Annotated in this window: 12 protein-coding genes; 9 read left to right on the top strand and 3 right to left on the bottom strand. The window is 64.6% G+C overall.

Annotated elements, in window-relative coordinates:
- Positions 1 to 97 precede the first annotated feature (97 nt).
- The 6 genes from YH64_RS14740 to rlmD all read left to right on the top strand — a co-directional run bounded on the left by YH64_RS14740 (position 98) and on the right by rlmD (position 6632).
- Positions 98 to 730 (top strand): hypothetical protein, encoded by a 633-nt coding sequence (locus YH64_RS14740; RefSeq protein ID WP_046804986.1) that lies wholly within the window; start codon positions 98 to 100, stop codon positions 728 to 730.
- A 454-nt stretch (positions 731 to 1184) separates the two neighbouring features.
- Positions 1185 to 1937 (top strand): TorF family putative porin, encoded by a 753-nt coding sequence (locus tag YH64_RS14735; RefSeq protein WP_046804985.1) that lies wholly within the window; start codon positions 1185 to 1187, stop codon positions 1935 to 1937.
- Between the two features lie 304 nt (positions 1938 to 2241).
- A complete protein-coding gene (locus YH64_RS14730) occupies positions 2242 to 2589 on the top strand; it encodes an Imm51 family immunity protein (RefSeq protein ID WP_240434101.1) in 348 nt (115 codons plus the stop codon).
- A 57-nt stretch (positions 2590 to 2646) separates the two neighbouring features.
- Positions 2647 to 3561 (top strand): LysR substrate-binding domain-containing protein, encoded by a 915-nt coding sequence (locus tag YH64_RS14725; protein WP_046804984.1) that lies wholly within the window; start codon positions 2647 to 2649, stop codon positions 3559 to 3561.
- Between the two features lie 105 nt (positions 3562 to 3666).
- A complete protein-coding gene (locus YH64_RS14720; RefSeq protein ID WP_046804983.1) occupies positions 3667 to 4923 on the top strand; it encodes an MFS transporter in 1257 nt (418 codons plus the stop codon).
- Positions 4924 to 5057: 134 nt separating this feature from the next.
- Positions 5058 to 6632, top strand: a complete 1575-nt coding sequence (gene rlmD, locus YH64_RS14715; RefSeq protein WP_046804982.1) for a 23S rRNA (uracil(1939)-C(5))-methyltransferase RlmD — start codon at positions 5058 to 5060, stop codon at positions 6630 to 6632.
- 30 nt (positions 6633 to 6662) lie between these two features.
- Here the strand turns inward: rlmD and cueR are convergent, their stop codons facing one another.
- Both cueR and YH64_RS14705 read right to left on the bottom strand, forming a co-directional pair.
- Positions 6663 to 7055, bottom strand: a complete 393-nt coding sequence (gene cueR / locus YH64_RS14710) for a Cu(I)-responsive transcriptional regulator (protein WP_046804981.1) — start codon at positions 7053 to 7055, stop codon at positions 6663 to 6665.
- A gap of 16 nt (positions 7056 to 7071) precedes the next feature.
- Positions 7072 to 9351, bottom strand: a complete 2280-nt coding sequence (locus YH64_RS14705) for a heavy metal translocating P-type ATPase (RefSeq protein WP_046804980.1) — start codon at positions 9349 to 9351, stop codon at positions 7072 to 7074.
- A gap of 163 nt (positions 9352 to 9514) precedes the next feature.
- Here YH64_RS14705 and YH64_RS14700 point away from each other — a divergent pair, with 163 nt between their 5' ends.
- The 3 genes from YH64_RS14700 to YH64_RS14690 all read left to right on the top strand — a co-directional run bounded on the left by YH64_RS14700 (position 9515) and on the right by YH64_RS14690 (position 12306).
- Positions 9515 to 9715, top strand: coding sequence for a heavy-metal-associated domain-containing protein (locus YH64_RS14700; RefSeq protein WP_046804979.1), 201 nt, complete (start codon positions 9515 to 9517; stop codon positions 9713 to 9715).
- 180 nt (positions 9716 to 9895) lie between these two features.
- On the top strand, positions 9896 to 10624 hold the full coding sequence (locus YH64_RS14695; RefSeq protein ID WP_046804978.1) for a glutathione peroxidase: 729 nt from the start codon (positions 9896 to 9898) through the stop codon (positions 10622 to 10624).
- 245 nt (positions 10625 to 10869) lie between these two features.
- Entirely contained in the window at positions 10870 to 12306 is a 1437-nt protein-coding gene (locus YH64_RS14690; RefSeq protein ID WP_046804977.1) for a dihydrolipoyl dehydrogenase, read from the top strand.
- Positions 12307 to 12434: 128 nt separating this feature from the next.
- On the opposite strand, the gene YH64_RS14685 is transcribed toward YH64_RS14690, so the two are convergent.
- A complete protein-coding gene (locus YH64_RS14685; RefSeq protein WP_046804976.1) occupies positions 12435 to 13325 on the bottom strand; it encodes a 23S rRNA (adenine(2030)-N(6))-methyltransferase RlmJ in 891 nt (296 codons plus the stop codon).
- Positions 13326 to 13330 lie beyond the last annotated feature (5 nt).

Raw genomic sequence — 13330 nt, 5'->3', positions numbered from 1 at the left:
ACGCAATCGACTGAAACATGGAACGCGACGGCGAAACCCCGTTGAAACCGGGCCGACAGCACAATGGCCTCGCTTTCTTCACTTTCAGGAGACACACATGTCCCGATTCGCTATTCGCTCCAATTTGGCCGCTCTTGCTTTTGTCGCCGCGACGGGCGGTTTGGTGGCTGGCTCCGCCATGGCTGCACCCCCGGCGCCGGCCGACGGTGGCCCGGCCGCCATGCATCACCAAGGCCCGCGTGGTGGCGAGTTCCACAAGGGCATGCGCGACGGATTGTTCATTCCGGGCCTGGGTCCGGTTTCCAAGGCGCAGGTCGACCAGCTGAAGTTGGACGACAAGCAACAAGCGCTGTTCAAGACCGCGCAGGACGGCCAGCGCAGCCTGCACGAGGCGATGCGCGCCGCCGGCGCCAAGCGCCACGACCTGCTGAAGTCGCAACTGGACAGCGGCAAGCTGGACCCGCGCGCGCTGGCGGCGCAGTCCGAGCAGTCGCACGACGCGTTCGGCCCGCAAGCCAAGCAGGTGCGTGACCAATGGCTGGCGGTGTGGGACAGCCTGAACGACACGCAGCGCGGCCAGGTGACCAAGATGGTCAAGGACCGCGAAGCCAAGATGCAGGAACGTCACGCCAAGATGGAAGGGCGCCACGGCAAGGGCAAGCCGGGTATGCCGCCGCCTCCTGCGGCCGGTGCGGATGCACCTCCGCCGCCCGCGCCCTCGGCTAACTAAGCCAGTCCCGTCCGCCGCCTTTGTGGGGTGGACGCGGGCAAGACCAACCCCGACACGCCACGCGGCGTGCCGGGGTTTTTTATTGGGCTTGGATTCGACTCTGCCAGGATCGGCTCTGCTTGATTTCGACGCTGCTTGATTTCGACGCTGCTTGATTTCGACGCTACGTCCCGCGCCCCAACTTGATGCATGGCGCGCCGTTGGCATGTCGGCGCTTGCCCGCTTGTAGTGCACGCAGCGCGCCATCTTGAACCATGACGGGCGGTGCAGGACGCCCCGGGCGGGCGCACCAGCCTGTCTATCAGCTTGCAGCCAGCGGTTTGTCACCCGAATGAAACCTGGCATGGACATTGCTTGAAGGGAATAGAGCCGGCACCTACCGCAGCAAAGCCGGCCAGACGGATGCGCCAACGGCCGTCCTCCTCCTCGTTAAATCCGATCAGGACTCCGCACCATGAAGAAGACGTTGCTAGCCTTGCCTTTTGCGCTTGCCGCTTGTTTCGCCTCGACGGCCCAGGCCGAACCCACCGATCTTGGAGGCGGTTTTTCTCTTAGCGGTAACGCCACCATCGCCAGCGACTATCGCTTCCGCGGCTATTCCCAGACCGACTTTCGGCCCGCCGTGCAAGTTGGCATCGATCTGACCCATAGTTCGGGCTTCTACCTGGGCAACTGGAACTCCAACGTCTCCGACTTCGTGTTTACCGACGGCAACTTGGAAATGGATTTCTACGGCGGCTGGAAGGGCGACGTGGGCGGCGGCTTCACGGTGGACGCCGGCGTGCTGCATTACTACTACCCCGGCTCCAGCTCGCCCAAGGGCGGCAATTACAACAACACCGACCTCTACCTGGGCGCGTCTTACGGCAACTACTCGCTGAAGTATTCCTACACGCCCAGCGACTTTTTCAGCACGCCCGACAGCAAGGGTACGTGGTACCTGGACGGCACCGCCACGTTCGACCTTGGCGATGGCTGGGGCCTGCTGGGACACCTGGGCTATCAAAAGCTGAAGAACCAAACAAACATGGATGGCGATTCCATCGGCCACTACGTGGACTACAAGCTGGGCGTCACCAAGGACATCAAGGGTTGGGTGCTGGGGCTGGCGGCCGTGGGCGCCACCAAGGACAACTGGCTGCCCACCAAGTACGGCCACCCGTCCGGCCGACTGGGTGCGGTGTTCTCGGTGGCACGTACGTTCTGACCGGTAATCCGTGGCGGCGCTTTGATGGGCGCCGGCGTTTGGGGGGATTGATGGAGACTGCCTGATGGGGCAGTCCCCTTCAATTCCCCCTTTTTTTATCATTGGCCTGCGCGCTTTTGAGCGGTTGCAGCGGGGCTGTCAGGCGGGCCGGCACGCGCGCCCCAGGTCGGGGCAAAAATCGGGCGCGTTGCACACATCGCAATAATTGCCTCTAATGGGCGCGCACAAGATGCGGCGGGCACGTTCCGCGCATCAGCCCGGCCGCTATTGTTGGCGGCCGGCGATTCAAGGAGCTTTGAGCGCAGTGACTATCGATTTCGAAGAAGCAATCAAGCCTTTTTCCTGGATGGAATACGAAGGCAACTTCTCGGTAAGCCTGAATGTCGGGGAATACAAGGAAGAAGTTTTCCGCCGCAGACGGGTAGAGGGTTTCCTGGGGACGGGCTACGACTGGACCTCGCTGGCGGTCGTTTTTCTGACCGAGAAACAGCCGGACCTGGATGAGTCGATCGATTTCGATCCGGAAGCCGATACGTTCTGCGCTTATTCGTCCGATAGCGAAGCGCTTAAGGCCTTCGCCCTGGCGTTCAAGGCTGCGTGCGAAGACAAAAAGCTGATTCAAGATCTGTTTTCTCGCGCCGAGCTGGACTGATCCGCGCCCAGGATAAAAATATACTCACGGCGTCAGAACAATATCCTGGGCGTCTTGATGATCGAAACCCGTTTGTTGCGGCAATTTGTCGCCGTGGCGGAAACCCTGCACTTCAATCGCGCGGCGCAGCGCCTGCACATGGCGCAGCCGCCGCTCAGTCAGGCTATCCGCAGGCTGGAAGCGGAGATCGGCGCGGCGCTGTTTGTACGTACCAATCGCAGCGTGGCGCTGACCCCGGCCGGCGCGGCGTTCCTGCAATCGGCACGCAGCATTCTGGACGCGCTGGACGGCGGCGTCGCCCACGCGCGGCGCGTCGCCCAAGGCATGGACGGCCACCTGACGCTGACGTTCATCAACATTGCGCCGTATCCCGCGTTATTGCGCGCGTTGCGGGACTTCCGTGGCGCGCATCCCGCCGTGGCCTTCACGCTGCAAGAGGCCACCACGCAAGAGCAGGTGCTGGCGCTTGAGGCCGGCCACGCCGATATCGGCTTTATGCGGCCGCCCGGTACCACGACGCCCAGCCTGCGATTCGAATCGCTGCTGCAAGAACCCATCCAAGTGGCCTTGCCCGCCGGGCATCCCCTGCAAGCGCGCGCGGTGGTCGAGCTGGCTGCATTGAAAGACGAGGACTTTGTGGCGTCGCCCCGACGGCTGGGCCAAGGGTTTCACGATCAGTTGATCCAGCTTTGCCAGACGGCCGGCTTTGTTCCCCGGGTGGCGCAGGAAGCGCGCCAGTTGCAGACCGTGGCGGCGCTGGTCGCGGCGGGTTTCGGGGTGGCGTTGCTGCCCACATCGGTCGCTCAGGCGGGGCGCGCCGACGTGGTGTTTCGGCCACTGGCGACCGATGCGCCGGCTGCCTTGTTGCAGGTGGAACTGTTGATGGCGTGGAATCCCGCGCGGGATTCTCCGGTGCGGGACCGCCTGCTGGACGTTGTCCGTTCAGTTACGCAAGACGCGCAGCGCGAGTAAATCGGTAAGACGTACACAGTCTTATTCGTGCATGAATAAGATATTTTACGAATAGTGGGCGGCGCCCTAAGCTCGGCAACTGTCATTGTCGAGCCCGGAAGCCTCATGCCCATCGCCGTCTATCTCTTCTCTGTTTGCACCTTCGCTTTTGGCCTGTCGGAGTTTGTTGTCGCGGGCCTGGTGTCTGCGATGGCCGATAGCCTGCACGCCCGCATTGAAGCTGTGGGCACGGCGATCGCGGCCTACGCTTTTGGCGCTGCCATCGGCGCACCGCTCCTGACTGCGTGGGTGGCGCACTGGCGAGACCGCCGCATTCTGGCCTGCGCGATGGCGACATTGGCAGTGGGCAGCGGCTTGATGAGCGTGTCAGCGACGCTGCCCGTCTTGCTGGGCGTGCGTTTCGCCGTCGGCTTGGCGCATGGCGTCTTCATGGCCGTGGCGTCCGACGCGGCGACGCGGCTGGTGGAGCCGGCACGCGCGGGCCGCGCCGTCGCCGTCGTGTGGATCGGCCTGACCGTGGCGCTGGCGCTTGGCGTGCCGTTGGGCACGTTCCTGGGCAGCGTGTGGTCCTGGCGCGTGGTGTTCCTGGCGATTGGTGTGTTGGCCTTGGTTGGGCTGGGCGGGCTGCTGTGTTGCATGCCGGGTCGGTCGACTCCGCCGCAGCCGGATGCACAGTCGGGCTCACAGCCGGGGCAATTGGCAGGCCAGGGGCCAAGCCGACGGGGCAGCGTCCCGCCGCGACCCCAAGCCGGCTCCGGCATGACGGCAGGCTTGCGCGCCATTGCCCACCCGCGCATGTTGATGACGGCCGGCGTCGGTGCGCTGGTCAGCGTGGCGACGTTCTGCTTTTTCACCTACGTGTCGCCCTACCTGTTGCAGGTCACCGGGGCCGGTGTGCGGCAACTTAGCACCGCCATGCTGCTGTTCGGCCTGTTTTCCATCGGCGGCAATCTGCTGGGCGGGTATCTCGCGGACCGCATGGACCCCGACCGCGCCGCCATGCTGGCGTTGGCGGCCCTGGTGGCAACCATGCTGGCCCTGTTCCAGTTCCGCGCGTCGTCTTGGGCCGTGCTGGCGCTGGCGGGGGTGCTGGGCTTGGTGTTCTTTTGCATCGTGACCGTGCTGACGCTGCGACTGCTCAAACAGGCCCAGCATTACGTGCCGGCGTTCACGGCGGTGGCTGCGGGCTTGAACATCGCCTCTTTCAACCTGGGCACCGCTGTGGGCGGCGGGCTGGGCAGCCTGACCATCGCCTGGGCAGGACTGCCCGTGTTGCCGCTGGCGGGAGCCGCGGCAGCATTGGCCGCCATGACGGCGTTGTGGTGGCAATCGACATGCGCCGACATCACCCGGACGGCTTGACGGCGCACCTTGGTGCACCGGGCCGTCCGCTCCGGCCTTCCGCCCCGGCCTTCCGGCCCCGTCAAAGACCATTTCCGGGAATGGGCGCAGTCCTTCTACAATCATGGGTTGCGTGTAATTCTGGACTGCGTGAGATGTCAGACGTTTTGAGTATTGAGTCCCTGGATCTGGAAGCCAGGGGAATCGCCCGCCGCGACGGCAAAGTCGTGTTCGTGGAAGGCGCGCTGCCGGGTGAACGGGTCACCACCGTAACGCTGCGCCGCAAGCCATCCTACGAAATCGCCCGCGTGGACGAGGTCATGCGCCCGTCGTCGCAACGCGTCCAGCCGCGCTGCCCGCACTTCGGGGTCTGTGGCGGCTGCGCCATGCAGCATCTGGAACCCAGCACGCAAGTGGCCATCAAGCAACGGTCGCTGGAAGATACCTTCTGGCACGTCGGCAAGCTGCGCCCCGCGCTTATCCTGCCGCCGCTGCAAGGCCCCACCTGGGGCTACCGCTACCGTGCGCGCCTGTCGGTGCGCGTCGTGCCCAAGAAGGGCGGGGTGCTGGTGGGCTTTCACGAACGTAAAAGCAGCTATGTGGCCGACATGCGCGAATGCCATGTGCTGCCGCGCCACGTCAGCGACCTGCTGTTGCCGCTGCGCGAGATGATCGGCTCAATGTCGGCGCCTGACCGCATGCCGCAAATCGAGGTGTCGTTGGGTGAAGGCGTGACGGCCCTGGTGCTGCGCCACCTGCTACCCCTGACCGACGGCGATATCGCCATCCTGCGCGCCTTTGCCGCCAAGCACGACGTGCAGTGGTGGTTGCAGGCCAAGGGCCCGGAAACGGTGCACCCGCTAGAGCGCGAGCATGCCGACACGCTGTCGTACACCATGCCCGAATTCGGGCTGCGCATGCCGTATCGGCCCACCGATTTCACGCAGGTCAACCACGCCATCAACCGCGCGATGGTCTCGCGTGCGCTCAAGCTGCTGGACGTGCAGCCCACCGACCGCGTCGCCGACCTGTTCTGTGGCCTGGGCAACTTCACCTTGCCGCTGGCAACCCAGGGCCGCGAAGCCGTGGGCGTGGAAGGCAGCAAGGCGCTGACTGACCGCGCATTTGACGCGGCGGCGCGCCATGGCCTGGCCGAACGCACCAGCTTTGCCACCTTGAACCTGTTCGAGGTCGACGCCCACTGGCTGCGCAGCCTGGGCTATTTCGACCGCATGCTGATCGACCCGCCGCGCGAAGGCGCGCACGCGGTGTCGCAGGCACTGGCGGAATTGTCCGTGCAAGAGCGCCCGCGCCGCATCGTCTACGTGTCCTGTAACCCGGCCACGTTGGCGCGCGACGCGGCCATTCTGGTGCACGAAGGGGGCTATGAATTGAAGAGCGCCGGCGTCATCAACATGTTCCCGCACACGGGCCATGTGGAATCGATTGCGGTGTTCGAATCGTTGGACGCCGAGGGCGTGGCCGAGGTCAAGGAACGCGCACGCCAGCGCGCCATCCAGGCCGAAGCCGACGCCATCGCGGCAGAAGAGGCCAAGGCGCTTGCCGCCGCTGAAAAAGCGGCCGCCAAGCAAGCGGCAACCGATGCCTACCACGCGCGCGTTGCCGCCGAGGCTGCCGAAGCGGGCGTTGTCGGCCAAGCCTCCGAAGCCGACGTTGCGCAAGCCGACGCCGACACCGTCGCGGAACCCGTCGCGCCAGTAAAAGACTGATAGGCGCCAGTGCGGGTAGCGGCGGCGCTGCTAGTGCGAGCGCCCTAGCGTTTCCAGGATGGGGCAATCGGGCCGGTCGTCTCCGTGGCAGTTCTGCGCCAGATGCTTGAGCGTGGCGGCCATGTCGTGCAGGGCTTCGGCCTTGCGCTCAAGCTCCTGCACATGCTCCAGCGCAATGCGCTTGACGTCCGCGCTGGCGCGGCTGCGGTCCTTCCATAGCGCCAGCAACTCGTTCATTTGCTCAACAGAGAAGCCAAGGTCACGCGCGCGGCGCACAAAGCGCAGCGTGTGCAGGTCGTGGTCGCTGTAGACCCGGTAGCCGGAATCCGTGCGCACCGCCGGCCCGATCAACCCGATGCTTTCGTAGTACCGGATCATCTTGGCCGAGATGCCCGAGCTTTTTGCGGCTTCGCCGATATTCATGGTCAGGCTCCTGGTATCAAACGTGAGCGGTGCGCGGCCGGAACGCCTTCAAGCGCAACGCGTTGCCCAGCACGAAGACGCTGGACAGGGCCATGGCACCGGCGGCAAAGATGGGCGACAGCGACAGGCCGAAGGCGGGGTACAAGGCGCCGGCAGCCAGCGGAATCAGCGCGGCGTTGTACGCAAACGCCCAGAACAGGTTCTGCCGGATATTGGCCAGCGTGGCGCGGCTGAGCGCGATGGCGTTGGGCACGCCGTGCAGGTCGTCGGCCATCAACACGACCGAGGCCGCCTCGATGGCCACGTCCGTGCCGGTGCCGATGGCAATGCCGGTATCGGCGGCGGCAAGGGCCGGTGCGTCGTTGATGCCGTCGCCCACGAAGGCTACCTTGCGGCCGCCTTCGCGCAGCGTTTCAATCGCCTGCACCTTGCCGTCCGGCAGCACTTCGGCGCGCACCTCATCAATGCCCAGTTGACGCGCAACGGCGGCCGCGGTGTAGCGGTTGTCGCCGGTGATCATCGCGGTCTTCAAGCCCTGCGCATGCAGCGCGGCAATGGCTGACACGGCGGACGGCTTGATCGGGTCGGTCACGGCCATCATGGCTGCGGCCTTGCCGTCGACCGCCACGTAGATCGGGGTCTTGCCTTCGTTACCCCAATCGGCGGCCTGCGCGCCAAATACGCTGACATCCACGCCGCGTTCGGCCATCAGCCGCGCCGCGCCCGCCAAAATCTTGTGGCCCGCCACGGCAGCTTCCACGCCTGCTCCGGTAATGGCGGCAAAGCCATCGGCGGGCAGCAGCGCCATCTTGCGATCCTCGGCGGCCGCCACAATGGCCAGCGCGATGGGATGCTCGGAACGCGCCTGCACCGACGCCACCCATTGCAGGACGTCGTGTTCGGCGTATCCGGCGGCCGGCGTCAATTCGGTCATCGTCGGCTTGCCCAGCGTCAGCGTGCCGGTCTTGTCAAACGCCACCACGTTGACGTCGCGCAGGGTCTGCAAGGCGTCGCCCTGGCGGAACAGCACGCCCATGTCGGCCGCGCGCCCGGTGCCCACCATGATGGACGTGGGCGTGGCCAGCCCCATCGCGCAGGGGCAGGCGATGATCAGCACCGCCACCGCGTTGACCAGCGCGTGCGACAGCGCGGGCGTGGGGCCAAGGAAGAACCAGGTCAGGAAAGTGAGCAGGGCGGCCGCCATCACGGCCGGCACGAACCACGCGGTGACCTGGTCAACCAACGCCTGGATGGGCAGACGCGCGCCCTGGGCGGCTTCAACCATGCGGATGATGCGGGCCAGCATCGTGTCGGCGCCGGTATGCGTCACGCGCAGCGTGAAGCTGCCCGACGTGTTCAACGTGCCGCCGGTGGCTTGCATGCCTGGCTGCTTTTCGACCGGGACGGGCTCACCCGTCAGCATCGATTCATCCACATACGAATTGCCTTCGATGATGTCGCCGTCCAGCGGGATCTTTTCGCCGGGGCGCACTATGACGACGTCGCCCGTCTTGACCTTTTCGATCTCGACATCAAAGGCCTGCCCGTCACGCATGACACGCGCCGTGCGCGGCTGCAAGCCGATCAAGCGCTTGATGGCCGCGCCGGTCTTGCCCTTGGCGCGCGCTTCCAGCATGCGGCCCAGCAGAATCAGCGTGACGATGACCGCCGCCGCTTCGAAATAGACGTTGCGTGCCGCCTCGGGCAGCCAGCCGGGCGCGAACGTTGCCACCACGGAATAGCCCCACGCGGCGCCGGCGCCCAGCGCCACCAGCGAATTCATCTCGGGCGCCCGCCGCCACAGCGCCGTAAAGCCCTTGGTGAAGAAGTGACGGCCGGGCCAGACCAGCACGGCGGTCGTCAACGCAAACTGCAACAGCCAGCTATTTTGCTGGCCGATCGTGCCCAGCACCCAATGGTGCATGGCGGGAATCAGGTGCGATCCCATTTCCAGCAGGAAGACGGGCAACGTCAGCACCAGCGCCACGGTGAATGCCCGTTGCAGACGCTGGGCTTCGGCATCGCGCGCTTGCGATTGGCGTTCGGCATGGTCGTCCTGCGCGGCGATGGGCCGGGCTTCGTAGCCCATCTTCACAACGGCATCCACCAGCGCCTGCGGCTGCGCGGCATTGGCATCAAACGACACCAGCGCGCGCTCGGTGGCCAGGTTGACCTGCGCCTGGGCCACGCCGGGCACCTGGGTCAGGGCCTTTTCCACGCGTTTGACGCACGACGCGCACGTCATGCCTTCAATGGCAAGTTCCAACTGAGTGGAGGAGGGGCTGGCAACGCTCATGGCTGTTCTCTGATGGGAGGGGAGCTTGCAGTTTCATCCTTCCCATGGTGGGAAGGTCAAGGCGGATTTTACGCTTGACCTTGCCATGATGGGAATGTTTAAGCTGCGAAGCATGGCGTGCGAAATCTGTTGCGCGCCGCCCCTGACTTTACGGAGAACCACCATGAGCATCGAATTCCAAGTCCCGGATATGAGCTGCGGCCACTGCGTCAAGACGATCACCGGCGCGGTGACGCAAGCGGCACCTGGGGCCACCGTTACCGTCGACCTGCCGACGCACCGCGTCACGGTGTCCGGCACGGACGAGGCCGACAAGGTAGAAGCCGCCATCCGCGACGCCGGCTACGAGCCTGCCCGGGTTTAAGCCACTGAGCCAACGAAGGGCGGTTATGATAGAAACCGCTTTTCGATTCTCAATGTCTGATTGCAAAAAACTATCGATCAATTAAGTTTATTAAATTTGATTAATTGATAGCTGGCATTTATCATTCTTTCCATGGTGGTTAAACAAACCCCGCTACCCGCTACCCAAGGAGAGATTTGAATGCTGCAAAACCGCGAAGGCCAACGTGTCCCGAACGTAACGTTCCCCGTCCGCGAGGACAACACGTGGAAGAAGGTCACGACCGACGATCTGTTCAAGAACAAGACGGTTGTCGTCTTCTCGCTTCCCGGCGCTTTCACGCCGACCTGCTCGTCCACCCACTTGCCGCGCTACAACGAACTGGCCCCCGCGTTCTTCAACGCCGGCGTCGACAGTATTGTGTGCGTGTCGGTCAACGACACCTTCGTGATGAACGAATGGGCCAAGGACCAGGAATCGGCCAACATCACCTTGCTGCCTGACGGCAACGGCGCTTTCACCGAAGGCATGGGCATGCTGGTCGACAAGAGCGACCTGGGCTTCGGCAAGCGCAGCTGGCGCTATTCGATGCTGGTCAAGGACGGCGTCGTGCAAAAGATGTTCATCGAACCGGAAAAGGAAGGCGACCCGTTTGAAGTGTCGGACGCCGACACCATGCTGGCGCACGTTGCACCGACGGCCAAGAAGCCTGACCAGGTGGTCGTGTTCTCCAAGCCGGGCTGCCCGTTCTGCGTGGAAGCCAAGGCACTGCTGGACGAAAAGGGCTACGCCCCGATCGAAATCCCGCTGGAAAACAAGGTGCGTGGTCGTGTGATCGGCGCCGTGTCGGGCAAGGGCACCGCGCCCCAGGTGTTCATCAACGGCACGCTGATCGGCGGCCTGGAAGACCTGAAGGCGCACTTCGCCTAAGGGCTTCGGGCAACCGCCCAAAGCAGCCGGGCAGGGGTAGCCCCCCGTGCCCGGCCGGTGAGGGCAGGCGGTAGCCGAAAGACCGCCTGGCCCGCACCGGCCTGAGCTTCCCTTTTTACGCACCCTTACTGCATTCCTTTTGCGACCCCGAAGCGGCGTCGCCGGACGGTGTTCGTCCCAAGGATGCGCAACAAGGCGGAACTCGCCTTTAGAAACCTTGCTACCCGCAACAGGGAACCACAGTCATGAAAACTCTGCATACCGATATCGCCATCATTGGGGCCGGCACGGCTGGTCTGGCCGCTTATCGCGCCGCAAAGGCGGCGGGCAAGCGCGCCCTGCTTATCGAAGGCGGCCCCTACGGCACGACTTGCGCCCGCGTGGGCTGCATGCCTTCCAAGCTGTTGATCGCCGCCGCCGAAGCGGCGCACAACGCCGCGCACACCGACGCCTTTGGCGTGCACGTGGGCGGTGAAATCACGGTGGACGGCGCGGAAGTCATGGATCGCGTCAAACGCGAACGGGGCCGCTTCGTGGGCTTTGTGCTGGATGGCGTCGAGAACATTCCTGCTGAAGACAAGCTGCGTGGCTATGCCCGCTTTGTCTCGGATACCGTGCTGCGGATCGACGATCACACCGAGGTGCATGCATCCCGCGTGGTGATCGCCACGGGTTCGCGGCCGTCGGTCCCGCCGCCTTTCCGCGCGCTGGGCGACCGCCTGGTGGTGAACGACGACGTCTTTGCGTGGGACGACCTGCCGCGCCGCGTGGCGGTGTTTGGCCCCGGCGTGATCGGGCTGGAACTGGGCCAGGCGCTGGCGCGGCTGGGCGTCGATGTACGCGTGTTCGGTGTCAGCGGCAGCCTGGGTGGCATCAGCGATCCGCAGGTCCGCCAAAGCGCCCGCAAGATCTTCCAACGCGAGTTCTATCTGGACCCGGATGCCCGGGTGCTGGAGACCACGCGGGTGGGCGACGAAGTGGAAGTGCGCTACGTCACGCTGGATAACGCCGAACGCATCGAACGCTTTGACTACGCGCTGGTCGCTACCGGCCGCCGCGCCAACGTGGACGGTCTGGGCCTGGAGAACACGTCGTTGGAACTGAACGTGCACGGCGTGCCGGTGTTCAACCGCGAAACGATGCAGGCAGGTGATTCCGCCATCTTCATCGCGGGTGACGCCAACGCCGACGCGCCGTTGCTGCACGAAGCCGCGGACGAAGGCCGCATCGCTGGCGAAAACGCCGCGCGCTTCCCCGATCTGCAAAACGGGCTGCGCCGCGCGCCGCTGGCGGTGGTGTTCTCGGACCCGCAGATTGCGTTGGCGGGGCAGGGTTATGGCCGTCTTATCCCCGGCACGTTCGTGGTCGGCGAGGTGGACTTCAGCGACCAGGGCCGTTCGCGCGTCATGCTCAAGAACAGGGGCCTGCTGCACGTGTACGCCGACATCGCCACGGGCCGTTTCCTGGGCGCTGAAATGGTCGGCCCCAGCGCCGAGCACATTGGCCACCTGCTTGCCTGGGCGGTGCAGCAGGAATTGACGGTGGCGCGCATGCTGGAAATGCCGTTCTACCACCCCGTCATTGAAGAGGGCCTGCGCACTGCGCTGCGCGACGCGGCCGCCAAGCTGGCTGCCGCCCGTGAGTCCGTGTGCAGCGAAACGCAGGAACAAGAAACGGTTTGACTGTGCGAAGCAGGGGCGGCGGCCCCTGAATGAGAAAGGCCCGATCCATCAGGATCGGGCCTTTTTTTTTTCCGGTCGCCAAAGACCGGGTCGACGTAGCCGACTAGGTCTTGGTCGCCTTGGTCGACTTAGTCGTCCGATTGCTTCTTCGGCACCGGGAACGGGTTTTCGCGGTACTGCAAGGTGAAGCCCGCGCGTTCGTCCTGGCCCAGTTCGCGGGCAAGGTAGGGCATGGCTTGCTTCAGGCCTTCGTGCAGCGTCCACGGCGGGTTGATCAGGAACATGCCGCTGCCATGCAGGCCATAGCCGTCGATGGTGGCCTTCTTGACCGTCAGCGTGGCATGCAGCCAGCTCTTGACCTTCAGGTTTTCAAAGTGGCGCGCCATCTCGCTGGCTTCGCGACGCTGCACCAGCGGGTACCAGACAGCGATGGTGCCGGTGGCGAAGCGCTTGATGCATTCCTTCACGGTGATCAGGGTGCGGCGATAGTCGTGCTTGTCTTCGTACGACGGGTCGATCAGCACCATGCCGCGCCGCGTGGGCGGGGGCAGCAAGGCCTTTACGCCTTCGAAGCCGTCATCGCCATAAATCGTGGTCTGGCGTTGCGCCGTGCGGCCCTGGTGTTCCAGGTTAACGACCAGCGTGTCGATTTCGGTCGGGTGCATTTCAAACAGGCGCAGGCGGTCGGACGGGCGCATCACATCCAGCGCCAGCCACGGCGAGCCGGGATAGCGCTTCAAGCGGCCATTGGTGTTGTAGTCGCGAATGCGGGCGACGTAGTCGGCCAGCAGCGGCGGCAGGTCCTTGGCTTCCCACAGGCGGCCAATGCCTTCCTCGAATTCCGAGGTCTTGTTTGCCCAGTCGCTTTCCAGGTTGTACAGGCCTGCGCCGGCGTGGGTGTCCACGACCCAGTAGGGCGCGTCTTTTTTGTTGAAGTAGTCCAGGGTGTGGACCAGGATGGCGTGCTTGAGCACGTCGGCGTGGTTGCCGGCGTGAAAGGCGTGGCGATAACTGAACACGGGGC

Origin of the sequence: Achromobacter sp. LC458 (assembly GCF_001005835.2) — a bacterium.
Classification (GTDB): Bacteria; Pseudomonadota; Gammaproteobacteria; order Burkholderiales; family Burkholderiaceae_B; genus Achromobacter; species Achromobacter spanius_B.
Note: the sequence above shows the minus strand (reverse complement) of the source record. Positions and strands in the feature narration are given on the sequence as shown.